Source organism: Salmonella sp. SAL04214 (assembly GCF_046550615.1).
Lineage (GTDB): Bacteria > Pseudomonadota > Gammaproteobacteria > Enterobacterales > Enterobacteriaceae > Salmonella > Salmonella enterica.
On the sequence record NZ_JBGDXT010000017.1, the window covers coordinates 25,108 to 48,923 of the forward strand.

A 23,816-nucleotide genomic window follows, 5' to 3' on the forward strand; every position below is an offset into this window, starting at 1 on the left:
AGGATCACGACGACAATGTTCTGATTAAATTCGAAAAATCTTCTTTGATATCGTGGCTTTCTTCACGCAGTTGCTCAATTTTACGACAGGCATGAAGTACGGTAGTGTGGTCGCGCCCGCCAAACGCATCGCCGATTTCCGGCAGACTGTGGTTGGTGAGCTCTTTTGCCAGCGCCATAGCCATCTGGCGCGGACGTGCTACCGAGCGAGATCGACGCTTAGAAAGCAGATCCGCAATTTTGATTTTGTAATACTCGGCCACCGTCTTCTGAATATTGTCGATGGTGACCAGTTTTTCCTGCAACGCCAGTAAATCGCGCAGCGCTTCGCGCACAAAGTCGATAGTAATCGCCCGGCCGGTAAAGTTGGCATTGGCGATCACCCGGTTCAGCGCGCCTTCCAGTTCACGTACGTTAGAGCGTAGACGCTTGGCGATAAAGAACGCGACCTCGCCTGGCAGACGAATATCATTTTCGTCCGCTTTTTTCATCAGGATCGCCACGCGGGTTTCCAGTTCTGGCGGTTCGATCGCCACTGTTAGCCCCCAACCAAAGCGGGACTTGAGACGATCCTCAACGCCGTTGATCTCTTTCGGATAGCGATCCGACGTCAAAATGATCTGCTGATTGCCTTCCAGCAGAGCGTTAAAGGTATGGAAAAACTCTTCCTGGGATCGTTCTTTATTGGCGAAGAATTGAATATCGTCGATCAGCAATGCGTCAACGGAGCGGTAGTAGCGTTTAAACTCTTCGATGGCGTTATTTTGCAGGGCTTTTACCATGTCCTGCACAAAGCGCTCGGAGTGCATATACACGACTTTCGCATTGGGTTTGCGCGCCATAATGCCGTTACCCACCGCGTGCAGCAGGTGAGTTTTACCCAGACCGGTGCCGCCATAGAGGAATAACGGGTTATAGGCGCCGCCAGGATTATCCGCCACCTGACGTGCCGCCGCGCGCGCCAGTTGGTTGGATTTACCTTCGACGAAGTTATCAAATGTATGTTTAACATTGACGTTGGAGCGGTAGGTCGGCTCCGCCGGCGCTGGTACGTTGTCCCAGCCCGAACGGGCCGCAGGCGCTACGCGCTGCGGCTGCGCCGTCGTTGTCTGCGCAGGCGCGACAACGTTATGCACAGGCGTTTTTAGCGTTTGCGTAACGGGCTTTGTTCCCACTTCAAAACGCAGTTGTGGGGCATCCGCGCCGCAGAATGTGTTGAGTAATCCATTGATATTGTTGAGGTACTTATCTCTTACCCAATCGAGCACAAAACGGTTTGGCGCATACAAAGCCAGCGTGTTATCGCTCAGTTCCGCCTGCAACGGGCGTATCCACATACTGAATTCTGTGGCTGGTAACTCATCCTGCAATCGGGCAAGACACTGCTGCCAAAGCGAAAGTGACACGGCGGACTCCACTCGAACAAAAGTCGATAAATGACAAAGGCTGATACATTAATGATTGTTGGCGCACGTCGATAAGACCCTGCATGAAGGGTGACGCACGAACCGCTGTCTGCGGTTTTCACGGATCTTTCAAACGATCGCGACTTCACGCAGTCTGAAAGATTTCGTGTTCATGCCTGACCAGGATCGTTTGAAACGATCAGGACCGCGGATCATAGCCTAAACTGAGCAAGAGATCTTCTGTTTCTCACAGATTCTTCCCGATTTATCCACAGGACTTTCCAGGAAAGTATAAGTGTAATCGATCCTGGGGAACTCCTGTACGCTTTCGCGCGCATATTGAAAAAATTAATAGGTAAAGGTGAGCAGACGCCTAAAAGATCGCATAAAGATCCAGGGCGATCCTTGCGCTTTACCTGGCAGTCCGTATAATTCTCCACCCGTCGCGCAATGCCCGTCATATGGCGTCAACGCTGCTTATTTTCCGCACAAAAAGGCGTGGAAAATCGCGGGAAAATAAGGAAAGAGAATTGACTCCGGAGTGTACAATTATTACAATCCGGCCTCTTTAATCACCCACACTGTGGCGTAAGTCGTTCAAAGTTTGTTCGGGTATACGCAAAAGTCAGTGAATTTATTCAAGTTTAGGTAGAAATCGCCATGAAACGCACTTTTCAACCGTCTGTACTGAAGCGCAACCGTTCTCACGGCTTCCGTGCTCGTATGGCTACTAAAAATGGTCGTCAGGTTCTGGCACGTCGTCGTGCTAAAGGCCGCGCTCGTCTGACCGTTTCCAAGTAATAAAGCTAACCCCTGAGTGGTTAAGCTCGCATTTCCCAGGGAGTTACGTTTGTTAACTCCCGCTCATTTCACATTCGTCTTCCAGCAACCTCAACGGGCTGGCACGCCGCAAATCACCATCCTCGGCCGCCTGAATTCGCTGGGGCATCCCCGTATCGGTCTTACCGTCGCCAAGAAAAATGTTCGACGTGCGCATGAACGCAACCGGATTAAACGTCTGACGCGTGAAAGCTTCCGTCTGCGCCAGCATGAACTTCCTGCAATGGATTTCGTGGTGGTGGCGAAAAAAGGGGTTGCCGACCTCGATAACCGTGCTCTCTCGGAAGCGTTGGAAAAATTATGGCGCCGCCACTGTCGCCTGGCTCGCGGGTCCTGATAGCCCTTATTCGGGTCTATCAACGCCTGATCAGTCCGCTGCTTGGGCCGCATTGTCGTTTCACGCCAACGTGCTCAAGCTACGGAATTGAGGCATTGCGCAGGTTTGGAGTGATAAAAGGCAGTTGGTTGACGGTGAAACGCGTATTAAAATGCCACCCTTTACACCCTGGTGGTGACGATCCCGTCCCGCCCGGACCATTTGATACCAGAGAACACTAACGATGGATTCGCAACGCAATCTTTTAGTCATCGCTTTGCTGTTCGTGTCTTTCATGATCTGGCAAGCCTGGGAGCAGGATAAAAATCCGCAACCTCAGACTCAACAGACCACGCAGACAACGACCACCGCAGCGGGTAGCGCCGCCGACCAGGGCGTACCAGCCAGTGGCCAGGGGAAAATGATTACGGTGAAAACCGATGTGCTTGATTTGACTATCAACACCCGTGGTGGTGATGTCGAGCAGGCCTTGCTCCCGGCTTACCCGAAAGAACTGGGTTCCAACGAACCGTTCCAGCTGCTGGAAACCACCCCGCAGTTTATCTATCAGGCGCAAAGCGGCCTGACAGGCCGCGACGGCCCGGATAACCCGGCGAACGGCCCGCGTCCGCTGTACAACGTCGAGAAAGAGGCGTTTGTACTGGCCGACGGTCAGAACGAACTGCAGGTTCCGATGACTTATACTGACGCCGCAGGCAACACGTTTACCAAAACGTTTGTCTTTAAGCGTGGCGATTATGCGGTTAACGTGAACTATAGCGTGCAGAACACCGGCGAAAAACCGCTGGAAGTCTCCACCTTTGGTCAGTTAAAACAATCCGTCAACCTGCCTCCTCATCGCGACACCGGCAGCAGCAACTTTGCGCTGCATACGTTCCGCGGCGCAGCGTACTCCACGCCGGATGAGAAGTATGAGAAATACAAATTCGACACCATTGCCGATAACGAAAACCTCAACGTCAGCTCCAAAGGCGGTTGGGTGGCAATGTTGCAGCAGTATTTCGCCACCGCATGGATTCCGCGTAACGACGGCACCAACAATTTCTACACCGCCAATCTGGGTAACGGCATTGTCGCTATCGGCTATAAAGCGCAGCCGGTACTGGTACAGCCAGGCCAGACTGGCGCGATGACCAGCACCCTGTGGGTCGGCCCGGAAATTCAGGATAAAATGGCGGCTGTTGCACCGCACCTGGATTTGACCGTGGACTACGGCTGGTTGTGGTTCATCTCTCAGCCACTGTTCAAGTTGCTGAAGTGGATCCACAGCTTTGTGGGCAACTGGGGCTTCTCCATTATCATCATTACCTTTATCGTTCGCGGTATCATGTACCCGCTGACCAAAGCGCAGTACACGTCAATGGCGAAGATGCGTATGCTGCAGCCGAAAATTCAGGCGATGCGCGAACGTCTTGGCGATGATAAACAGCGCCAAAGCCAGGAGATGATGGCCCTGTACAAAGCGGAGAAGGTTAACCCGCTGGGCGGCTGCTTCCCGCTGATCATCCAGATGCCTATCTTCCTGGCGTTGTACTACATGCTGATGGGTTCCATTGAACTGCGTCATGCGCCGTTCGCGCTGTGGATTCATGACCTGTCCGCACAGGACCCGTACTACATTCTGCCGATCCTGATGGGCGTAACGATGTTCTTCATTCAGAAGATGTCGCCGACCACCGTGACCGACCCGATGCAGCAGAAGATCATGACCTTTATGCCGGTCATCTTTACGGTGTTCTTCCTGTGGTTCCCGTCAGGTCTGGTGCTGTACTATATCGTCAGCAACCTGGTCACCATCATTCAGCAGCAGCTGATTTACCGTGGTCTGGAGAAGCGTGGCCTGCATAGCCGCGAGAAGAAAAAATCCTGATTCGGTGTAGGCCGGATAAGGCGAAGCCGCCATCCGGCAAGGCGCGCCGGTCAGCCTGATGGCGCTAACGCTTATCAGGCCTACAATCAAAAGGCGGTCATATGACCGCCTTTTTTATTGCAACAAAGTTGAGACTAACCATGAGCCATAACGACACTATCGTCGCCCAGGCAACCCCACCGGGACGCGGTGGCGTGGGTATCCTGCGTATCTCTGGTCTGAAAGCGCGCGACGTTGCGCAAGAGGTGCTGGGCAAGCTGCCGAAGCCGCGCTATGCCGACTACCTGCCGTTTAAAGACGTTGACGGCAGCGCGCTGGATCAGGGTATTGCGCTGTGGTTCCCCGGCCCGAACTCCTTCACCGGTGAAGATGTGCTGGAGCTACAAGGGCACGGCGGTCCGGTGATCCTGGACCTGCTGTTAAAACGTATCCTGACGCTTCCAGGCGTGCGCATTGCCCGACCTGGCGAGTTCTCCGAGCGAGCGTTCCTCAACGATAAGCTCGATTTAGCCCAGGCGGAAGCCATTGCCGACCTGATCGATGCCAGTTCCGAACAGGCGGCGCGTTCGGCGCTAAACTCGTTACAGGGGGCATTTTCCGCCCGCGTTAACCACCTTGTGGAAGCACTTACTCACCTGCGAATCTACGTCGAAGCGGCTATCGATTTTCCGGATGAGGAGATCGACTTTCTCTCTGACGGCAAAATTGAAGCGCAGCTCAATGGCGTCATCGCCGATCTTGACGCCGTGCGAACCGAAGCGCGCCAGGGCAGCCTGCTGCGCGAAGGGATGAAGGTAGTGATTGCCGGACGCCCGAATGCCGGGAAATCCAGCCTGCTGAATGCGCTGGCAGGCCGTGAAGCGGCCATTGTTACCGATATCGCCGGTACCACGCGCGACGTGTTGCGCGAGCATATTCACATCGACGGGATGCCGCTGCATATCATCGATACCGCCGGACTGCGCGACGCCAGCGACGAAGTTGAGCGTATCGGCATCGAACGCGCCTGGCAGGAGATTGAACAGGCCGATCGCGTGCTGTTTATGGTGGATGGCACCACGACGGACGCCGTTGACCCTGCCGACATCTGGCCGGACTTTATCGCCCGTCTGCCCAAAAATCTACCGATTACCGTGGTACGTAACAAGGCGGATATCACCGGCGAAACGTTGGGTATTAGTGAAGTAAACGGTCACTCACTGGTTCGCCTCTCGGCGCGTACCGGCGAAGGCGTCGACGTGTTGCGTAACCACCTCAAGCAGAGCATGGGGTTTGATACCAATATGGAAGGCGGCTTCCTGGCCCGCCGCCGTCACCTACAGGCGCTGGCGGAAGCCGCTGACCATCTTGAACAGGGCAAAGCGCAGCTATTAGGCGCATGGGCGGGGGAACTGCTGGCGGAAGAGTTGCGCCTGGCGCAGCAAAGCTTAAGCGAGATTACCGGCGAGTTTACCTCCGACGACCTGCTGGGACGGATTTTCTCCAGCTTCTGTATTGGTAAGTAAGTTTTAGTCCATCCTCGTCCGTGAACGTTCACTAACCCGCATTAACTGCCTGTTAATGCGGGTTTTTACTTTCCATACTCGTCCATAGTCGTGCGGGTTCATCCGCGATTTTTGTGTCCTGAATTGTCCCCATCTTTAAATCCCTCGTGTACCATTGTTTACTTTTTGATCTAAAAATTACATCAAATGAACACCAAAAACGGTATAAAAAACGCTCAAATATCCCTTCTCATGGACACACTATAGAGGTGAGATATGGCACTTTCAGATACCAAATTACGCACACTTGCTCCCAGAAACCGCCCCTGGCAACTTGCCGATCATGACGGGTTGGTGATTGAAGTTCTTCCCACCGGACGAAAAATCTGGCGTTTCCGCTACCGCTTTGACAACAAATCGCAACAGATCACGCTGGGCGAATACCCAGCTTTCTCACTTGCAGAAGCGCGGCTCTGGCGTGAAAAGTGCCGCTCACTGGTTGCCCATGGCATCAATCCCGCGCAGAAAAAGCAGGAAGAAAAGCTTAAACAGAAAGACCCAACGACAGTCAAAACATTCGCCAAACGCTGGCTGACCGATATCCTTGAAAAAAGTAACCGCGATCCGCGCAACATCACTCGCGTTATCGAGAAGGACATCATTCCCATCATCGGGAAGCTGGAACTCGAAGAACTCACTACTGCCCACATTCAGGTCGTGCTCGACCGCATCAAGCAACGAGGTTCGGATCACGTCGCATTACTGACGTGAAACGTGCTTAAACGCATGCTGGCCTATGCAATTTCCAGGGGAATCATCTTCAACAACCCGGCAGCGGCTATCGAGGCTCGTTATATCGCACAAGCAACAAGTCGTGATGTGGCGCTGACCGCAGAAGAGATCGGCATCCTGTTACGGGGGATCTACACCTCTAACATGAACCGACGCCACAAGCTGGCCCTGCACCTGCTGATCATCTGCATGGTGCGTAAATCGGAATTGATTGAAGCAACATGGAGTGAAGTTAACTTCAACGCGCTGGAATGGCGTATCCCCGGCGAAAGAATGAAGATGGATAATCCACATATTGTTCCGCTGTCAAAGCAGGCGCTGGCGATGTTCGAAGAGCTAAAATTTCTGGCCGGAGATTCCCCTTACGTCTTCCCCAGCCGAAACGACCACCGACGCCCGATCTCCAAAACAACGCTGAACTGTGCGGTGCGTACGCTGGATCTGAACGTCAGGGATTTTGTTATTCATGACTTCCGGCGTACTGCCAGCACATTGCTACATGAGCAGGGCTACAACTCAGACTGGGTGGAGAAATGCCTGGCGCATAAAATCGGCGGCGTTCGCGGTGTCTACAATCATGCGGAATACCTGAATCAGCGTCGGAAGATGCTTCAGTCCTAGGCTGATTTTGTTGATGCGCAGATTGAGGAGGAGCGGAAGGTGGTTATCGGGAAGTTTGGGAAGGCTTATGAAATCAATACCAATTGACGCATCAAAATCAAATTAACAGCTTAGTAATATATAAAGAATAGTTCCGGCAAATGCCGGAACTATCGATGATATAATCAATACCTACGCAGCGTTCAGTTCATTCAGAATCTCAATGAACTTCTCATCTAGCTCCCTCCACTCTTCATTACTTAACATTTTATCCTTGTAAGCATGATGAGTGAGATACAGTAAGGTTTCGGTGACTCCGCCATGTTTCTTAATTAAGCCATCTAATTTTTTCTGAGCTTTCAAGGCTTCGGTTTTAACCAAGGCTCTCCGCTTCTCCTGAAAAACTGCTTCAGGCTCAGAAACAATCTGAGAGATAGTGTCCTTGTCCATTACATAGAATGTTTGAGTTGTTGCACTCCGCGCTGTAACCGATGTCGTAATGACATTACAGTGCTGAACAGGGATGAAGTATTTCTTCTCAAGAATCTCAATGATCGCAGGGAGCCGAGTTACTTCAAAATCAGCCGTGATATTGTTTCCAGCAGAAGTCAAACGGTCACCCCGAAGAAGTGAGCACAAAACAACAATCTGTGAATTCTTCATACGATTGAGCATCACCAAAACTGCTGGATGAGCCGAAAATTTTAACGCAAGCTCATTACGAGCGACTGCTGGAGGAATGGTCAAGTGTTCCATAAAAAGCACCTTATCTATTGATATATAAACAATAAGACGCAGAAGGGAACCACAGGAAACACTATTGGTAGCAGCTACGTTCGGTCAAAAAAACCAAAAAAGCTGGATACGGTGCGCGGATATGCATAATATTATGCACAGCCAATTGCACGCCAAACAGTGCAACACTGGTTACTGTAGGCGGAGATCAGAAAGAGTCGCCAAACTTTAGATCTGATCTTCGCCTTTTCCTTTTGCTGCCTTCCTACTCATCACCCAACTTGAAGATAATTTGTCCTTTCTCCATCTGAGTGTCTGAATCCTGTGAAAACTGTTTCACCGATGCATCATCATCATCAGACAGGCGAGGAAACCCTGGCCGTAGTGTGATTCTGATTGCACAGGATGAATACTCACCTGCTTTATTCTTTTGTCCTGCAACTCCAAAACCACCCTCTGGGATTTTTTTTATCATCCACAATGATGATTCACTGTCGTAAAGGATATCAACACGGTCACCTGTTTCGATACCAGTTGCATCCATAGCAGTGCGACCAATTCTGAATCCCAGTTCCACAGCACCAGTGGCGCGTTTAGTTTGAGTAACAGTAACGTGGTTGCTTTGTACCATACGGCCAGTTTTCGCAGCCATCGTTGATAGAGATACGAAAGCCATAACAACCTCCTGAGATATTCAAGTTATCGCATTGTACGATCGATCAGGTTGCAATCACAATAATTTTTTATTTGTTTTTGCTCCCTTAAATCACAACCAATAACCAAAAAATTTAGATGACTCAATTATTATTGTTCTTCGTTTCGCGGCATATCATAACACACAGTTTTATGCGTTAGTTTCCTGAATCCGGAAGATACTAAAAATTTTCTCTATCTAGCAAAAAATGATGGAATCCCCTGACGGCAAAATTTTTGTTGAAAGTGAGATAACTTAACTTTTGTTATACACATATTGTAAGTGGACACTTACCAACATTTTTAGTTGGTGGTATCATAAGATTTACTCCAACTTAAAGAAGCATCCCTGTAACCGTTAGAGTTGAACTTCATTTTCATAACAAAGTTACTTCTTGGCTCAACTAGGAAAAATTTTCAAATCCCACAAACAATTTCCCGCAGCTTTCCCTCCTCCCCCGTTCTATCCTACCCCCAACTCATAGCAGTACCCCTAAAAGCTTCCTGTTCTAAGACGAACTGCAACCTGTAAGAAGCGCCTTTGGCGGTCAGCCCCCGGTCACCCAGGGAACGAAGCGTGACCCGAAACTGACCTCCTGTCTCGATGCAGGTGACCACACCCTTTATCGCTACCCTGTTGCAAGCGTAGCGGCAGACAGAACGCTGTAGAGAAGTCGGACGGCATTGCCGAAGGTTTTCCGTCCGTACTTCCTGCTGAATGTGCAAAACGCGGCGTCACTTTTAAGAGCGTAAGAGAGTGAAAGTGACGCCAGCGCGCAGATCAGCTTCAACCCGGCTACTGCCTGCAAATCCACTGCAACAAACTGGCTGACACTCAAACAGATGTCAGAAATTCACTTACCAGGGTCAATCTGGCCGGGATCTCAAAAAATGCATGGAACTAAAACGGGTCTATTTACAGTTTCACCAGCTACTTGGTTTTTGTGTCCTTTAATGTGCCCATAGCCATGTTTTCAAGGCAAATTATAGATTATATATCAACGAATTATCTAGATTTTCCAGTTTCTGTATTGGTGTCGGGTGACGCCATCCGGCTTACGTCACTGCCGGGGTGATATCTCATTGCCTCATAGGAAATCACTGTTGTCCAAATGGCAACTCGTCTCGCGCAACGTCGCCCCGTATTCTTAGCGCCACACTTTTCGTGAGGCCGCTATGAAACGTTTTCTACTGTGTAGTTTTGCCCTGGTTTTACTCTATCCTGCCGGTATTGATATGTATCTGGTCGGTTTACCGCGTATAGCCGCCGATCTGAACGCCAGCGAGGCGCAGTTGCATATCGCCTTCTCCGTTTACCTGGCCGGAATGGCGACGGCCATGCTGTTTGCCGGGAAGATAGCCGACCAGTCAGGCCGCAAGCCGGTCGCGATCGTCGGCGCGCTCGTCTTTATGATGGCCTCACTGCTTTGTTCACGGGCGTCGGAAGGCTCGCTATTTCTGAGTGGGCGTTTTCTTCAGGGGGTAGGAGCAGGCGGCTGCTATGTGGTGGCGTTAGCCATTCTGCGCGACACGCTCGACGAGCATCGTCGGGCGAAAGTGCTGTCATTATTGAATGGGATTACCTGTATTGTGCCGGTACTCGCCCCGGTGATGGGGCATTTGATTATGCTTCGTTTCCCCTGGCAAAGTCTGTTCTATACGATGTCCGCGATGGGCATTATTGTGGGCCTGTTATCACTGTTTATCCTGCGCGAGACGCGCCCGGCAAGGCTGGCTCCACGCAATTTATCACGATCGTCGCCCGCCGCCGAGTCGCTGGTTAACCGTTTTTTCGTTAGTCGACTGGCGATCACCACCCTTAGCGTGTCGGTGATCCTGACCTTCGTCAATGCCTCTCCAGTGCTGCTGATGGAGGTGATGGGATTTAGCCGTGGCGACTATGCCATTACCATGGCGCTCACCGCAGGCGTCAGCATGGTCGTCTCTTTTTCTACCCCTTTTGCGCTTGGGTTATTTAAGCCGCGAACCTTAATGCTCGTCTCACAGGGGCTGTTTTTGACGGCTGGCATGACGTTAAGCCTTGCTCATACCAATACCGTCACGCTCTTTGGCCTGACGCTTATCTGCGCCGGATTCTCGGTTGGTTTTGGCGTCGCGATGAGCCAGGCGCTGGGGCCGTTTTCGCTGCGCGCCGGAGTGGCCAGTTCCACGCTGGGTATCGCGCAGGTTTGCGGTTCATCACTGTGGATTTGGCTGGCGGCAATACTCGGTATCAGCGCGATGAATATGCTGATCGGGATTCTGATTGGTTGTAGCATAGTGAGTATTCTGCTGATCTTCTCCGTCACGCCCAACAGGTCCGTAGCCGAGCATGAAGAAATTCCTTACCAATCTCGACCTTAATTTGCTGTTATGCCTACAGTTACTCATGCAGGAGCGCAGCGTCACTAAAGCTGCAAAACGGATGAACGTAACGCCCTCGGCGGTCAGCAAATCGCTGGCGAAACTCCGGGCATGGTTTGACGATCCGCTGTTCGTCAATACGCCGCTGGGCCTGGCGCCGACGCCGCTGATGGTCAGTATGGAGCAAAGTCTGGCGGACTGGATGCAGATGGGGAATCAACTGCTTGATAAGCCACATCATCAAACGCCGCGCGGTTTAAAATTTGAGTTGGCGGCAGAGTCGCCGCTGATGATGATTATGTTTAATTCACTGTCGCAGCAGATTTATCAGCGCTATCCGCAGGCTACCATTAAGGTTCGCAACTGGGATTATGACTCGCTGGAGGCGATTACGCGCGGGGAAGTCGATATCGGATTTACCGGACGCGAAAGCCATCCCCGCTCGCGAGAATTGCTCAGTCTGTTGCCGCTCGCGATTGATTTTGAGGTGTTGTTTAGCGATTTACCGTGGGTCTGGCTGCGGGAAGATCATCCGGCGCTGCGCGAAACGTGGGATCTGGACACTTTTCTGCGCTACCCGCATATCAGTATTTGCTGGGAGCAAAGCGATACCTGGGCGCTGGATGATGTCCTGCAAGAAATGGGACGCAAACGCCATATCGCGTTGAGCCTGCCGGGGTTCGAGCAGTCGCTCTTTATGGCCGCCCAGCCGGATCACACCCTAATAGCAACCGCGCCGCGCTATTGCCAGCACTACAATCAGCTCCACCAGCTACCGCTAGTGGCGCGCCCCCTGCCTTTTGATGCGCAACAGCAGGAAAAGCTGATGGTGCCGTTTACCCTATTATGGCACAAACGTAATAGTCATAATCCCAAGATTGTGTGGCTACGACAGGCTATCAACACGCTCTGCCGTCGCCTTATCTGACCACCTGCGTTGATAAATTAACCTTCCTCTTACCAGAAATGTCACCGTCTGATTAAAGAACCTTCTGAAATTGAATTTTTAGCGCGTAAAACCTGTCCATAATTTACGTTAATGTTACTCTCGTCATTATCACGGCCCATTAATCACGGAGCGAAAAATGGCGACTCACTTTGCCAGAGGGATACTTACGGAAGGACAGTTGGTTTCAATTCGTCTCTCTTCGTCTTGCCATATTGAAGCCAGAAACCTGCCTGCTCACCGACGAACGCGTTTTCTCGCCTCCAGAGGCCTTCTTGCCGAACTGATGTTTATGCTGTACGGAATTAGCGAGCTGCCGGAAATCATTATTCAGGCGAAAGGTAAACCCGCGTTTCGTGACAAAAATCTGCCAGGTTTTTCTATCTCCTACGCTGGAAATATGGTTGGCGTGGCGTTGACCACCGAAGGAGAGTGCGGGCTGGATATGGAATTACAGCGCACCTCCCGCGGCTTTCACCATCCGCATTCGCTCGAACGCCACCCTTTCTCCCGTAATGAAAACTTATGGGTAGCCAATCAAAACGATCCCAACGAAGCGCGAGCGCAACTCATCACATTGCGCCAGAGCGTGTTAAAACTCACCGGCGATGTCATGAATGACGATCCGCGGGAGCTGCAACTTTTACCCGTTGCCGGACGCCTGAAGTGCGCGCATGTCACGCAGCTTGAAGCCGTATGCGATGCGGAAGATGTGCTGGTATGGTCCGTAACCGTTACGCCAGCGATAGAAAAATTAAAAGTGTGGGAGTTCGATGGCAAACTGGGCTGGAAAAGCCTGCCCGATATCCAGACGCGCGCCAATGAGCCAACCGGGCGTCTGATGCGATTCGCCCAACTCCCCGCCGCCAAATCGTATACGCTTAATCGTTCATAATGAAAAAAGGGGCACGTATGTCTGAAACGCTGAATGTGGTTACATTGCTGGGAAGTTTACGCAAAGGTTCCTTTAACGGGATGGTGGCGCGTACGCTGCCTAAAGTCGCGCCGGCAGGAATGACGATATCGCCGCTGCCTTCAATCGGGGATATTCCGCTGTATGACGCCGATATCCAGCAGGAAGAGGGATTTCCAGCCAGCGTAGAGGCGCTGGCGGAGCAGATTCGCAACGCTGACGGCGTCGTCATTGTGACGCCGGAATATAACTATTCCGTTCCCGGCGGCCTGAAGAATGCCATCGACTGGCTATCCCGTCTGCCTGAGCAGCCGCTGGCGGGTAAGCCCGTTCTTATCCAGACCAGCTCAATGGGGGCGATTGGCGGCGCGCGCTGCCAGTATCATCTGCGCCAGATTCTGGTGTTCCTTGATGCGATGGTGATGAATAAACCGGAATTTATGGGCGGCGTGATTCAGAATAAAGTCGATCCGCAGACTGGAGAAGTGGTGGATCAGGGAACGTTAGATCATTTGACCGGTCAGCTGACCGCATTTGGCGAGTATATTCAGCGGGTTAAAGCGTAAGTTCGTTAAAAACCCTCCCCCCGATGGGGCGAGGGTTCATTTCATCAGTGGGCGTCAATAAACACAATCTTCAGCACAAATAACAGCGCGACAATCACTACGCACGGGCTAAGGTCGCGCAGGCGACCGGTACCAATCTTCATCACGCAGTAAGAGATAAAGCCCAGCGCGATACCTTCGGTGATCGAGAAGCTAAACGGCATCATTACCGCCGTAATAAACGCCGGGACCGATTCGGTTAAATCCTGCCAGTTTACCCGCGCCAGGCTGGAGGTCATCAGCACGCCGACATAAATCAGCGCGCCCGCCGCCGCGTAAGGCGGCACCATGCCCGCCAGCGGCGACAGGAAGATAACCAGCAGGAACAAAATACCGACCACCACCGCCGTCAAACCGGTGCGACCGCCCACCGAAACGCCGGAAGAGGATTCAATATAAGCGGTCACAGAAGACGTTCCGACAAATGCGCCAGTGACGGAAGAGATACTATCAACAAACAGCGCCTGCTTCATGCGCGGGAACTTACCTTTCTCATCCGCCAGCCCGGCTTTATCGGTCACGCCAATCAGCGTACCGGAGGAGTCAAACAGGTTTACCAGCATGAAGGAGAAAATAACCCCTGCCAGGCCAAGATTGAACGAGCCTGCCAAATCGACATGCCCTACCACGCTGGTGACGCTTGGCGGCGCGGAGACAATGCCGTTGTAGTGCACATCACCCATCATCCAGCCAAGCAGCGTCGTGACGATAATGGACACCAGCACCGCCGCATGAATGTTGCGCGAAGCGAGAATCGCAATAATAAAGAATCCGAGAACCCCCAGCAGCACGCTGTGCGAGGTCAGGTTGCCGATGCTGACCAGCGTTTCCGGGTTAGCGACGATCACTCCGGCGTTTTTCAGCCCCATCATGCCGATAAACAGGCCGATGCCGCTGGTGATGCCCACGCGCAGGCTGACCGGAATGTTGGCGATCATCCAGTAACGCACGCGGAAGATAGTCAGCAATAAAAGACCAACAGCGCCCCAGAAAATGGCGCCCATGCCTACCTGCCACGGCAGTCCCATTGCCTGCACAACCACGAAGGCAAAGAACGCATTCAGCCCCATCGCGGGCGCCAACGCCACCGGCAGGTTAGCGAACAGGCCCATCAGAATACTGCCAAAGGCCGCAATCAGACAGGTGGTCACAAAGACGGCGCTGGTGTCCATGCCAGCTACGCCCAGAATTTGCGGGTTAACAAAAACGATATAAACCATCGTCAGGAAAGTGGTAAAACCGGCGATCACTTCGGTTCGTGCCGTCGTGCCATGTTCGCGCAGTTTAAACACGCGTTCCAGCATACCCTGACCAGAAGCCTGGGTGGTGTGTTGTTGACTCATTATCAATTTCCGGAGAAAGGAGGGAAAATTCGCCGTTATCCTATACCAAAATGCGACACCTGGCGCAGTTGTGTGGTAATTTTTTTCACTCAATTTGTTAGTACGGCAACGATTGCGTCCCCTCATTCAGCATTACGTAAACGTTAAACTAGCGATATGAGACAGGAAATACTGAGGCAGCGACCAGGATATGAAAAGGATTTTTATGTTTACCCGTCTGTTTTTCTTACTCGCGTTGGTTTCTTCAACATCCGGGGCGGCAGGCTCATCCATTCTGAGTCTTATCAACACTATTCAACCAAAAACTTATCTGAACGCACCTGTACCGTTACCGCTAAAACCTGACCAGGTAGAAATATCTGACGTTTCTTTTAGCGCCGACGGCTTAAGACTGCCAGTAACGCGCTTTTACGTCATCTGTCAGGATGAGTTTTGTGGACTCTACAACGCCGCTGGGCAGGCAATCATTCCGTGGCAAAAAATCTATATTGAGCATTATGACAGCGAAACAGATCTGTTTTACGTCTCAACATCGTTCACCGGTAACCATACCGGTTTGTATAGCGCCCGCCAGCAGCAATTTATCTACCCGCCCGTCTATTCCAGCATTGAGTTAGCCGAAAGCAGCGCCATAGTTTTTCTCTCGACTTACCAGAATAGCGCTCAGCTAAGCGGCATGGGCGATGCTTACGGCAATGTGATTATTGCGCCGCAATTTTCGTCGATACAGATGATAAACCAGCGACCCGATGCGTTTGTCGCGGGAAAGCGGATGAACGACAAGATTTTATACGGCCTTCTTGATTTTTCAGGAAACATCATTATTCCCTTTCGCTACGATACTGTCTCTAATACAGATTATCGGTACAATATCAACTTCATCGCCGTTGCTAAAAACGGGCGCTGGGGAGTGATCGATAAAACAGGCAACCTGGTCAGGCCGCTGCGCTACAGCCGGGATGACACAGAAAAATGGTTAACGCAACGCGGCGCGCGTCCACGGTTTGGCGACTAAACAGGAAACATCATGTCCATGATAGAAGCGGTATTTTTCGATTGCGACGGTACGCTGGTCGATAGTGAAGTGATTTGCTCGCGTGCCTATGTCGCAATGTTTCAGGAATTTGGCATCACGCTCGATCTCGAAACGGTATTTAAACGCTTTAAGGGCGTAAAACTCTACGAAATTATCGAAACTATCAGCAAGGAGTACGGTGTTACACTAAGACGCGACGTTCTGGAGCCGGTGTACCGCGCGGAAGTGGCGCGTCTGTTCGATACCGAACTGGAAGCGATCGCGGGCGCAAATACCCTGCTGGAGAGCATTAAGACGCCCATGTGCGTGGTATCCAACGGGCCGGTCAGTAAGATGCAGCATTCGCTGGGTAAACTGGGCATGTTGCATCATTTTCCCGATTTGCTGTTTAGCGGTTACGATATTCAACGCTGGAAGCCCGATCCGGCGCTGATGCTCCACGCGGCGAACGCCATGAAGGTCAATGTTGAGAAGTGTATTCTGGTGGTTGATTCCAGCGCAGGCGCGCAGTCAGGAATTGCGGCGGGAATGGAAGTGTTTTATTTCTGCGCCGATCCGCATAACAAGCCGATCGATCACCCTAACGTGACGACATTTACCGATTTGGCGCAGTTGCCGGGATTGTGGAAAGCGCGCGGGTGGGAGATTACGCGTTAACTGAAATGCCGGATAGCGCTAACGCTTATCCGGCCTACAGCATCTGTACCTGTAGGCCCGGTAAGCGCAGCTCCACCGGGCAAAAGAATGAGATTTACTCTTTCGGATCTTTCCCCGCCAGCAGCTTATCCAGCTCATCGCCGCCGACGTGACGGAAGTCTTGCCCCTTCACGAAGTAGAAGATGTATTCACAGATATTCTGGCAACGGTCACCGATACGCTCGATAGAGCGCGCGCAGAATAACGCGGTCAGCACGCTGGGAATCGTGCGCGAGTCTTCCATCATGTAGGTCATCAGCTGACGCACGATACCTTCGTACTCCTGGTCAACTTTCTTGTCTTCACGGTAGATACGCACCGCTTCGTCGAGATCCATGCGCGCGAACGCATCCAGCACGTCGTGCAGCATCTGCACGGTGTGGCGGCCCAGTGACTCCAGACTCACCAACAGCGGCTGGTGCTGCTGGGAGAATTTCTCCAGCGCGGTACGGCAGATTTTATCCGCCACGTCGCCAATGCGCTCCAGTTCGGCGATGGTTTTGATAATCGCCATTACCAGACGCAGATCGCTCGCCGTCGGCTGGCGCTTGGCGATAATACGCACGCAGGCTTCATCGATGGCGACTTCCATCATATTAACCTGATGATCGCCTTCTACCACGCGCTTCGCCAGCTCACTGTCCTGGTTGTGCATGGCGGTGATAGCGTCAGAAAGCTGCTGCTCCACCATGCCGCCCATGGTCATTACCTGAGTGCGGATGCTTTCCAGTTCGGCGTTGAACTGGCCGGAAATATGTTTATTAAGGTTCAGACTGTCCATTACGCACTCCTGAATTAACCGTAACGACCGGTGATATAGTCTTCTGTTTGTTTCTTCGCGGGCTTGGTGAACAGATCGTCCGTGTTGCTGAACTCAATCAACTCGCCCAGGTACATAAACGCCGTATGATCGGAACAACGTGCCGCCTGCTGCATGTTGTGGGTCACGATCACCACGGTGTAATCCTGTTTCAGCTCGGTGATCAGCTCTTCAATACGCCCGGTAGAGATCGGGTCCAGAGCTGAACATGGCTCATCCAGCAGCAACACTTCCGGGCGAATGGCGATACCGCGCGCAATGCACAGACGCTGCTGCTGACCACCGGAGAGAGAGTACCCGCTCTGGTGCAATTTATCTTTGGTTTCGTTCCATAATGCGGCTTTGGTCAACGCCCACTGCACGCGTTCGTCCATATCGGCACGAGACAGCTTCTCAAACAGACGCACGCCAAAGGCGATATTGTCATAGATGGACATCGGGAACGGCGTCGGCTTCTGGAATACCATCCCCACTTTTGCGCGCAGCAGCGCGATATCCTGGGTGTTGGTGAGAATATTGTCGCCATCCAGCAGAATTTCACCTTCCGCGCGCTGCTCCGGATAAAGCGAATACATTTTATTGAAGGTACGCAGTAGCGTTGATTTACCACAGCCGGATGGCCCGATAAATGCCGTTACCTGATTCTTCGCGATATCCAGATTAATGTTCTTCAGGGCATGGAATTTGCCGTAGTAGAAGTTCAAATCACGAACCTGAATCTTACTCGGGGCAGTTTCAACCATACTCATTTCACTCTTTTCCTCATCCAGCGCCGCATCCGCCACGCCGTAAAATAATGCCTGATGGCGCTACGCTTATCAGGCCTACAATGTCTTTAACCGTGTTTTTTCTTCGCGAAAACAACACGCGCCAGAATATTCAGCAACAGTACGCACAGGGTAATAATCAGCACGCCCGCCCAGGCTAATTGTTGCCATTCGGCAAACGGGCTCATCGCGAATTTAAAAATGGTCACCGGCAGGTTGGCGATCGGCTGCATCATGTCGGTGCTCCAGAACTGGTTGGAGAGCGCGGTAAACAACAATGGCGCCGTTTCGCCGGCAATACGCGCAATAGCCAGCAGGATACCGGTCATAATGCCGGAGATAGAGGCTTTCAGCGTAATCGCGGAAATCATCTTCCACTTCGGCGTACCCAGCGCATAAGCGGCTTCACGCAGGCTATCCGGCACCAATTTGAGCATGTTTTCAGTGGTACGGATAACGATCGGTACCTGCAACAGCGCCAGCGCAATCACCCCTGCCCAGCCGGAGAAGTGCTGCATCTGCGCCACCACGATGGTGTAAACAAACAGCCCCACAACAATTGACGGCGCGGAAAGCAGAATGTCGTTAATAAAGCGAATGATTTCCGCCAGCCAGGATTTACGTCCATATTCCGCCAGATAGATCCCGGCCATAATCCCCAGCGGCGTACCCAATACGGTAGCCCAGAGAATCAACAATCCACTCCCCGCCAGGGCGTTCGCCAGCCCGCCGCCCGCCGTATTCGGCGGCGGCGTCATTTCGGTAAACAGCGCCAGCGACATACCATCAATACCGCGCGTGATGGTGGACATCAAAATCCAGATCAGCCAGAACAGACCAAATGCCATCGTCGCCATTGAGAGCGTTAGTGCGATACGGTTCTTCATGCGGCGACGCGCCTGCATCTTGCGACGGGATTCCGCGAGCTGCGCGGTGTTCTGCATATCAAGCGTAGCCATTAACGTGCTCCCTCGTTCTTCGCCAGACGCATAATCATGAACTTAGACGCCGCCAGGACGATAAAAGTGATCACAAACAGGATCAGCCCCAGCTCCATCAACGCTGCCACGTGCAGACCCGATTCCGCCTCAGCGAATTCGTTCGCCAGCGCGGAAGTGATGCTGTTGCCCGGCATATACAGCGACGCGCTGTCGAGCTGGTAGGTGTTGCCGATGATAAAAGTGACCGCCATCGTTTCACCCAGAGCACGGCCCAGTCCCAGCATAATGCCGCCGATCACGCCATTTTTGGTGAACGGTAGCACGATGCGCCAGATAACTTCCCAGGTAGTGCAGCCGATACCGTAAGCGGACTCTTTCATCATTACCGGCGTTTGCTCGAAGACGTCGCGCATAACCGCCGCAATGTAGGGGATGATCATGATGGCGAGGATGACGCCCGCCGCCAGAATGCCGATACCAAACGCCGGGCCGGAGAACAGCGCGCCGACAAACGGAATGTTGGAAAGAATATTGCCGACCGGCTCCTGGAAGTACGTCGCAAACAGCGGCGCGAAGATAAACAGCCCCCACATGCCGTACACGATACTGGGGATCGCCGCCAGCAGCTCAATGGCGATGCCGAGCGGACGCTTTAGCCAGCCTGGCGCCAGCTCGGTTAAAAACAGGGCAATGCCGAAACTGACCGGAACGGCGATCAGCAGTGCGATAAAGGAGGTCACCAGCGTGCCATAAATGGGCACCAGAGCGCCGTAGATATCGTTTGGCGCGTCCCATTCCTTAGTCCAAAGAAATGAGAAACCAAATTTCTGAATACTTGGCCAGGAGGAGATGATCAATGAGACGATAATACCGCCCAACATCAATAGCACAATCAGCGCAGCCAGTTTTACCAGCGCGCTGAAAATCATGTCGCCTTTTTTACCCGGCGGGTTAAAAGCAGGCTTGGTTGCAGCCATAAATTACTCTTTCCATTAAACGCGTTTTACGACGTTGCCCCTGCCGGATGGCGCTACGCTTATCCGGCCTACAACGTGGGCCTGCGGTCGAAACCGTAGGGCGGATAAGCGTAGCGCCATCCGCCAATTCGTTAATTAATACAGCGCCTTACCGTTGCTGTCTTTTATACTGGTCTTCCAGGCAGTACGAACCTGCTCAACGACGTTATCCGGCAGGCTGGCGTAGTCCAGATCATTCGCCTGTTTAGCGCCATTTTTGTAGGCCCAGTCGAAGAACTTCAACACTTCAGCACCCTGCTCAGGTTTCTTCTGCGCTTTGTGGACCAGGATAAAGGTGGTGGAGGTGATTGGCCACACATCGTCACCTTTCTGGTTGGTCAGATCCTGCGCGAAGGTTTTGCTCCAGTCTGCGCCTTTCGCCGCATTAGAGAAGCTCTCTTCCGTCGGGCTTACCGGTTTACCGTCGGCAGACACCAGTTTGGTGTAGGCCAGGTTGTTCTGCTTAGCGTAAGCGTATTCAACGTAGCCAATAGCGCCTGGCAGACGCTGTACAAATGCCGCGATGCCGTCGTTACCTTTACCGCCCAGACCGGTTGGCCAGTTCACGGTAGAACCCGCGCCCACTTTCGATTTCCACTCGTCGTTGACTTTCGCCAGGTAACTGGTGAACACGAAGGAAGTACCGGAACCGTCAGCGCGACGCACCACAGCGATGTTCTGAGAAGGCAGCTTCACGCCTGGGTTCAGTTTGGTGATGGCTTCATCATCCCACTTCTTGATTTTACCGAGGTAGATGTCACCCAGCGTTTTACCATCCAGCACCAGTTCGCCGGATTTGAGGCCTGGAATATTCACCGCCAGCACCACGCCGCCGATCACCGTCGGGAACTGGAACAGGCCTTCCTGATTCAGTTTTTCGTCAGACAGCGGCGCATCGGAAGCGCCAAAATCAACGGTATTCGCGGTGATTTGTTTCACGCCGCCGGAAGAGCCTATCCCCTGGTAATTGACTTTGTTACCGGTTTCTTTCTGGTAGGTATCCGCCCATTTGGCATACACCGGCGCAGGAAACGTTGCACCGGCACCTGTCAGGCTTGCTGCTGCAAAGGCAGAGAACGCGCTCATCGATAAGGTCGCGGCGACAACAGTTGCGACAGTGGTACGCATAACTTTCATAATGTCTCCTGCACGGTTTCGGTAAATCGTTGTTTGAGTTGCTACGATGAGCAAAATAGGACAAATTGATGACAGTTATATGTCTTGATTATGACGGTTTGATGACAATGGAAATAAAAAAGCTGGCCCGGGGAGACACCAGACCAGCCTGCAGGGGGAGATGAATTAGACTGTTTGCGCAACCGCAGACGGTTTCAACAGCGCGTACATCAGGCCGCAGACAATCGTGCCCAGGGCAATCGAGAGCAGGTACTGCATCACATGTTCTACCGCATGCGGGATCGCCAGGACAAAGAGGCCACCGTGTGGCGCCATCAACGTACAACCGAAATACATGGATAGTCCCCCGGCGATTGCGCCACCGACCATCGTGGAAGGGATGACGCGCATCGGGTCACGCGCGGCGAAGGGAATCGCCCCTTCAGAGATAAAGCACAGCCCCAGGATAAAAGATGCATTACCCGCTTCATGCTCAGCGGCATTGAATTTCGCTCTGGCTGCCCAGGTTGCGACGCCCATTCCTAATGCCGGTACCATCCCTGCCGCCATAATGGCCGCCATTGGCATATAAGAATGAGAAGCCAGTAAACCGACGCCGAAGGTATACGCAGCTTTATTCACCGGCCCGCCAAGGTCAAAACCTTGCATTGCGCCCAGCAACATTCCCAGCAAGATAGCATTCGTAGAGGTCATATTCCCCAGGAACGTCGTCAGCCCTTCCATCACCGCAGAAACGGGGCCACCCACCACGTAAATCATGATTAGGCCGGTAACCAGCGTAGACAGTAGCGGCAAAACCAGCACAGGCTTAAGCGCTTCCATTGACGCCGGCAGCTTAATATTTTGCGCCAGAAACCGTACGCTGTAACCGGCCAGAAAACCGGCCACAATCCCTCCCAGGAAACCAGCGCCGCACAGGCTGGCCAACATCCCGCCAATAAGCCCCGGGGCCAGACCCGGACGATCGGCAATTGAAAAGGCAATAAACCCAGCCAGTACCGGCACCATCAGCGCAAAGGCCGCCTTACCACCAATTTGAAATAGCGCAGCCGCCAGCGTGCCCGGCTCATTGAAGGCCTGGATACCGAAGACAAAAGAGAGCGCGATACACAATCCTCCCGCAACCACCAGGGGAAGCATATGGGATACGCCGGTCATTAAATGCTTATAAACGCCAGGTAGCTCTGTTTTACCAGCTGAAGAAGAGCGCCCGGCACTCCCCTGATAGACCTCGGCGCTATTGAAAGCATTATCCATTTCCTGCGCACTCTTTTTTAGCGCCGCGCCGGTACTGGTGCGATAGAGTCTTTTGCCAACAAAGCCTGACAGATCCAGTTCAATATCCGCCGCGATAATCACCACATCCGCCTGCGCTATCTCTTCCGCGGTCAGCGTGTTCTTCGCCCCGACGGAACCGCGGGTTTCAACCTTGATCCAGTCACCACGCTTGCGGGCTTCAATTTCCAACGCTTCTGCCGCCATAAAGGTATGGGCGACGCCCGTCGGACAGGCCGTCACAGCAACAATTTTTTTAGTCATAGTAGGGTACCCTGTTCTTTTAATTTAAAGAAAAAGCGGGAAAAAATGTTACAGACGTGACCAGGCCGCGGCTTTCTGGAACAGCGCGTCGTCCGGGCGAATCCCGGTATAAAGGACAAATTGCTCCACGGCCTGAATAGCAAACACTTCGGAACCGGTAATCACGGTTTTACCGCGTTCACGGGCGTAGCGGATTAGCGGCGTGACGGGCGGTAGCGCCACCACATCAAAGATAACGCTCGCCTTATCCACTTCCTGTTCGGAATAAGAGAGTTTGTCGGCATCATTACCGCCAGCCATTCCGATAGGCGTGGCGTTAATTAACAAATCGGCTTCAATACCGTCGGTATCCGGGCGCCATTCATAGCCATAGAGTTCGGCCAGTTGTTTACCTGACGCTTCATCAATCGCGACAATATAACCACGGGTAAACCCCGCATCCTTCAGCGCGCAAGCCACCGCCTTTGCCATACCACCGCTGCCACGCAAAGCAAACACCAGGTCGGGAGAGACCTTGTAATTCGCCAGCAAGCGAGCTATTGCAATGTAATCGGTGTTGTACGCCTTCAGATGGCCATTGGTATTCACAATGGTATTAACTGAGTGAATGGCCTGAGCGGAAGCATCCAGTTCATCCACCAGCGGAATGCAGGCTTCCTTAAATGGCATAGAGATCGCGCACCCACGGATCCCCAGACCGCGCACGCCGCTAATGGCCTGCGTAAGATCGGTCGGCGAAAAGGCTTTGTAGAGATAATTGAGATCCAGCGCTTCGTACAGATAGTTGTGAAAGCGTGTACCGAAGTTACTCGGGCGTGCCGCCAGGGACATGCAGACCTGAGTATCTTTATTAATGCGCTTTGTCATGATGAATCCTCATAGAAGTTGCGATAGAGAAAATCATCGGCTAAAAAGGGGATATTAAAAATTGCTCATT

General features: G+C 52.4%; 22 protein-coding genes and 1 pseudogene. 12 read left to right on the top strand and 11 right to left on the bottom strand.

Annotated features, from left to right (window positions below; translation table 11 throughout):
* Nucleotides 1–4: 4 nt before the first annotated feature.
* The gene (gene dnaA, locus ACLJQD_RS21785) at nucleotides 5–1,405 is read right to left on the bottom strand and encodes a chromosomal replication initiator protein DnaA (RefSeq protein ID WP_000059093.1); all 1,401 of its coding nucleotides are present in this window, start codon (nucleotides 1,403–1,405) and stop codon (nucleotides 5–7) included.
* Between the two features lie 660 nt (nucleotides 1,406–2,065).
* On the opposite strand from dnaA, the gene rpmH reads away from it, so the two are divergent.
* The 6 genes and pseudogenes from rpmH to ACLJQD_RS21815 all read left to right on the top strand — a co-directional run bounded on the left by rpmH (nucleotide 2,066) and on the right by ACLJQD_RS21815 (nucleotide 7,436).
* Nucleotides 2,066–2,206, top strand: coding sequence for a 50S ribosomal protein L34 (gene rpmH / locus ACLJQD_RS21790; protein WP_000831330.1), 141 nt, complete (start codon nucleotides 2,066–2,068; stop codon nucleotides 2,204–2,206).
* Between the two features lie 16 nt (nucleotides 2,207–2,222).
* Nucleotides 2,223–2,582, top strand: coding sequence for a ribonuclease P protein component (gene rnpA / locus ACLJQD_RS21795; protein WP_000239725.1), 360 nt, complete (start codon nucleotides 2,223–2,225; stop codon nucleotides 2,580–2,582).
* Complete coding sequence (yidD, locus tag ACLJQD_RS21800; protein ID WP_001307474.1) at nucleotides 2,546–2,803, top strand: membrane protein insertion efficiency factor YidD; 258 nt, start codon at nucleotides 2,546–2,548, stop codon at nucleotides 2,801–2,803. The genes rnpA and yidD overlap by 37 nt, the downstream gene beginning before the upstream one ends.
* 2 nt (nucleotides 2,804–2,805) lie before the next feature.
* Complete coding sequence (gene yidC / locus ACLJQD_RS21805) at nucleotides 2,806–4,452, top strand: membrane protein insertase YidC (protein ID WP_000378283.1); 1,647 nt, start codon at nucleotides 2,806–2,808, stop codon at nucleotides 4,450–4,452.
* A 140-nt stretch (nucleotides 4,453–4,592) separates the two neighbouring features.
* Complete coding sequence (gene mnmE / locus ACLJQD_RS21810; protein WP_000019079.1) at nucleotides 4,593–5,957, top strand: tRNA uridine-5-carboxymethylaminomethyl(34) synthesis GTPase MnmE; 1,365 nt, start codon at nucleotides 4,593–4,595, stop codon at nucleotides 5,955–5,957.
* A gap of 255 nt (nucleotides 5,958–6,212) precedes the next feature.
* Nucleotides 6,213–7,436: pseudogene (locus ACLJQD_RS21815) on the top strand (tyrosine-type recombinase/integrase).
* A gap of 84 nt (nucleotides 7,437–7,520) precedes the next feature.
* On the opposite strand, the gene ACLJQD_RS21820 reads toward ACLJQD_RS21815, so the two are convergent.
* Together ACLJQD_RS21820 and ACLJQD_RS21825 are read right to left on the bottom strand one after the other, a co-directional pair.
* Nucleotides 7,521–8,084: a hypothetical protein gene (locus ACLJQD_RS21820; RefSeq protein WP_000400698.1), complete on the bottom strand. Its 564-nt coding sequence runs from the start codon at nucleotides 8,082–8,084 to the stop codon at nucleotides 7,521–7,523.
* A gap of 244 nt (nucleotides 8,085–8,328) precedes the next feature.
* Nucleotides 8,329–8,739, bottom strand: a complete 411-nt coding sequence (locus tag ACLJQD_RS21825) for a hypothetical protein (RefSeq protein ID WP_000896275.1) — start codon at nucleotides 8,737–8,739, stop codon at nucleotides 8,329–8,331.
* A gap of 1,193 nt (nucleotides 8,740–9,932) precedes the next feature.
* On the opposite strand from ACLJQD_RS21825, the gene ACLJQD_RS21830 reads away from it, so the two are divergent.
* The 4 genes from ACLJQD_RS21830 (at nucleotide 9,933) to ACLJQD_RS21845 (ending at nucleotide 13,545) form a co-directional block, all read left to right on the top strand.
* Nucleotides 9,933–11,120 (top strand): MFS transporter, encoded by a 1,188-nt coding sequence (locus ACLJQD_RS21830; RefSeq protein ID WP_017442058.1) that lies wholly within the window; start codon nucleotides 9,933–9,935, stop codon nucleotides 11,118–11,120.
* Nucleotides 11,089–12,048, top strand: coding sequence for an HTH-type transcriptional regulator YidZ (gene yidZ / locus ACLJQD_RS21835; protein ID WP_017442059.1), 960 nt, complete (start codon nucleotides 11,089–11,091; stop codon nucleotides 12,046–12,048). Before ACLJQD_RS21830 ends, yidZ begins: the two co-directional genes overlap by 32 nt.
* A 157-nt stretch (nucleotides 12,049–12,205) precedes the next feature.
* Nucleotides 12,206–12,961, top strand: a complete 756-nt coding sequence (locus ACLJQD_RS21840) for a 4'-phosphopantetheinyl transferase family protein (RefSeq protein ID WP_000190678.1) — start codon at nucleotides 12,206–12,208, stop codon at nucleotides 12,959–12,961.
* Complete coding sequence (locus tag ACLJQD_RS21845) at nucleotides 12,961–13,545, top strand: NADPH-dependent FMN reductase (protein WP_077907255.1); 585 nt, start codon at nucleotides 12,961–12,963, stop codon at nucleotides 13,543–13,545. The genes ACLJQD_RS21840 and ACLJQD_RS21845 overlap by 1 nt, the downstream gene beginning before the upstream one ends.
* A 44-nt stretch (nucleotides 13,546–13,589) precedes the next feature.
* Here the strand turns inward: ACLJQD_RS21845 and adeP are convergent, their stop codons facing one another.
* Nucleotides 13,590–14,927: an adenine permease AdeP gene (gene adeP / locus ACLJQD_RS21850; RefSeq protein WP_001519317.1), complete on the bottom strand. Its 1,338-nt coding sequence runs from the start codon at nucleotides 14,925–14,927 to the stop codon at nucleotides 13,590–13,592.
* A 205-nt stretch (nucleotides 14,928–15,132) separates the two neighbouring features.
* Between adeP and ACLJQD_RS21855 the strand changes: the two genes are divergently transcribed.
* Nucleotides 15,133–15,942: a WG repeat-containing protein gene (locus ACLJQD_RS21855; protein ID WP_001805485.1), complete on the top strand. Its 810-nt coding sequence runs from the start codon at nucleotides 15,133–15,135 to the stop codon at nucleotides 15,940–15,942.
* A gap of 12 nt (nucleotides 15,943–15,954) precedes the next feature.
* Nucleotides 15,955–16,620, top strand: coding sequence for a 6-phosphogluconate phosphatase (yieH, locus tag ACLJQD_RS21860; protein ID WP_410967630.1), 666 nt, complete (start codon nucleotides 15,955–15,957; stop codon nucleotides 16,618–16,620).
* A gap of 94 nt (nucleotides 16,621–16,714) precedes the next feature.
* Here the strand turns inward: yieH and phoU are convergent, their stop codons facing one another.
* From phoU to ACLJQD_RS21895, 7 genes are all read right to left on the bottom strand, one after another.
* A complete protein-coding gene (phoU, locus tag ACLJQD_RS21865; protein ID WP_000377800.1) occupies nucleotides 16,715–17,440 on the bottom strand; it encodes a phosphate signaling complex protein PhoU in 726 nt (241 codons plus the stop codon).
* 14 nt (nucleotides 17,441–17,454) lie between these two features.
* Complete coding sequence (gene pstB, locus ACLJQD_RS21870; RefSeq protein WP_000063118.1) at nucleotides 17,455–18,228, bottom strand: phosphate ABC transporter ATP-binding protein PstB; 774 nt, start codon at nucleotides 18,226–18,228, stop codon at nucleotides 17,455–17,457.
* Between the two features lie 86 nt (nucleotides 18,229–18,314).
* The gene (gene pstA, locus ACLJQD_RS21875) at nucleotides 18,315–19,205 is read right to left on the bottom strand and encodes a phosphate ABC transporter permease PstA (protein ID WP_000212197.1); all 891 of its coding nucleotides are present in this window, start codon (nucleotides 19,203–19,205) and stop codon (nucleotides 18,315–18,317) included.
* The gene (gene pstC, locus ACLJQD_RS21880) at nucleotides 19,205–20,164 is read right to left on the bottom strand and encodes a phosphate ABC transporter permease PstC (protein WP_000741630.1); all 960 of its coding nucleotides are present in this window, start codon (nucleotides 20,162–20,164) and stop codon (nucleotides 19,205–19,207) included. The genes pstA and pstC overlap by 1 nt, the downstream gene beginning before the upstream one ends.
* A 135-nt stretch (nucleotides 20,165–20,299) precedes the next feature.
* Complete coding sequence (pstS, locus tag ACLJQD_RS21885) at nucleotides 20,300–21,340, bottom strand: phosphate ABC transporter substrate-binding protein PstS (RefSeq protein WP_000867131.1); 1,041 nt, start codon at nucleotides 21,338–21,340, stop codon at nucleotides 20,300–20,302.
* Between the two features lie 165 nt (nucleotides 21,341–21,505).
* Entirely contained in the window at nucleotides 21,506–22,879 is a 1,374-nt protein-coding gene (locus tag ACLJQD_RS21890) for a fructose-specific PTS transporter subunit EIIC (RefSeq protein ID WP_000162550.1), read from the bottom strand.
* A 48-nt stretch (nucleotides 22,880–22,927) separates the two neighbouring features.
* On the bottom strand, nucleotides 22,928–23,746 hold the full coding sequence (locus ACLJQD_RS21895) for a shikimate 5-dehydrogenase (RefSeq protein ID WP_000166709.1): 819 nt from the start codon (nucleotides 23,744–23,746) through the stop codon (nucleotides 22,928–22,930).
* Nucleotides 23,747–23,816 lie beyond the last annotated feature (70 nt).

Bases quoted from the DNA above. Each gene is read 5' to 3' on its own strand.
- rpmH (WP_000831330.1), top strand. From the start codon at position 2,066: ATGAAACGCACTTTTCAACCGTCTGTACTGAAGCGCAACCGTTCTCAC.
- yidD (WP_001307474.1), top strand. From the start codon at position 2,546: ATGGCGCCGCCACTGTCGCCTGGCTCGCGGGTCCTGATAGCCCTTATT.
- yidC (WP_000378283.1), top strand. From the start codon at position 2,806: ATGGATTCGCAACGCAATCTTTTAGTCATCGCTTTGCTGTTCGTGTCT.
- mnmE (WP_000019079.1), top strand. From the start codon at position 4,593: ATGAGCCATAACGACACTATCGTCGCCCAGGCAACCCCACCGGGACGC.
- ACLJQD_RS21820 (WP_000400698.1), bottom strand. From the start codon at position 8,084: ATGGAACACTTGACCATTCCTCCAGCAGTCGCTCGTAATGAGCTTGCG.
- ACLJQD_RS21825 (WP_000896275.1), bottom strand. From the start codon at position 8,739: ATGGCTTTCGTATCTCTATCAACGATGGCTGCGAAAACTGGCCGTATG.
- ACLJQD_RS21830 (WP_017442058.1), top strand. From the start codon at position 9,933: ATGAAACGTTTTCTACTGTGTAGTTTTGCCCTGGTTTTACTCTATCCT.
- yidZ (WP_017442059.1), top strand. From the start codon at position 11,089: ATGAAGAAATTCCTTACCAATCTCGACCTTAATTTGCTGTTATGCCTA.
- ACLJQD_RS21840 (WP_000190678.1), top strand. From the start codon at position 12,206: ATGGCGACTCACTTTGCCAGAGGGATACTTACGGAAGGACAGTTGGTT.
- ACLJQD_RS21845 (WP_077907255.1), top strand. From the start codon at position 12,961: ATGAAAAAAGGGGCACGTATGTCTGAAACGCTGAATGTGGTTACATTG.
- adeP (WP_001519317.1), bottom strand. From the start codon at position 14,927: ATGAGTCAACAACACACCACCCAGGCTTCTGGTCAGGGTATGCTGGAA.
- ACLJQD_RS21855 (WP_001805485.1), top strand. From the start codon at position 15,133: ATGTTTACCCGTCTGTTTTTCTTACTCGCGTTGGTTTCTTCAACATCC.
- yieH (WP_410967630.1), top strand. From the start codon at position 15,955: ATGTCCATGATAGAAGCGGTATTTTTCGATTGCGACGGTACGCTGGTC.
- phoU (WP_000377800.1), bottom strand. From the start codon at position 17,440: ATGGACAGTCTGAACCTTAATAAACATATTTCCGGCCAGTTCAACGCC.
- pstB (WP_000063118.1), bottom strand. From the start codon at position 18,228: ATGAGTATGGTTGAAACTGCCCCGAGTAAGATTCAGGTTCGTGATTTG.
- pstA (WP_000212197.1), bottom strand. From the start codon at position 19,205: ATGGCTACGCTTGATATGCAGAACACCGCGCAGCTCGCGGAATCCCGT.
- pstC (WP_000741630.1), bottom strand. From the start codon at position 20,164: ATGGCTGCAACCAAGCCTGCTTTTAACCCGCCGGGTAAAAAAGGCGAC.
- pstS (WP_000867131.1), bottom strand. From the start codon at position 21,340: ATGAAAGTTATGCGTACCACTGTCGCAACTGTTGTCGCCGCGACCTTA.
- ACLJQD_RS21890 (WP_000162550.1), bottom strand. From the start codon at position 22,879: ATGACTAAAAAAATTGTTGCTGTGACGGCCTGTCCGACGGGCGTCGCC.
- ACLJQD_RS21895 (WP_000166709.1), bottom strand. From the start codon at position 23,746: ATGACAAAGCGCATTAATAAAGATACTCAGGTCTGCATGTCCCTGGCG.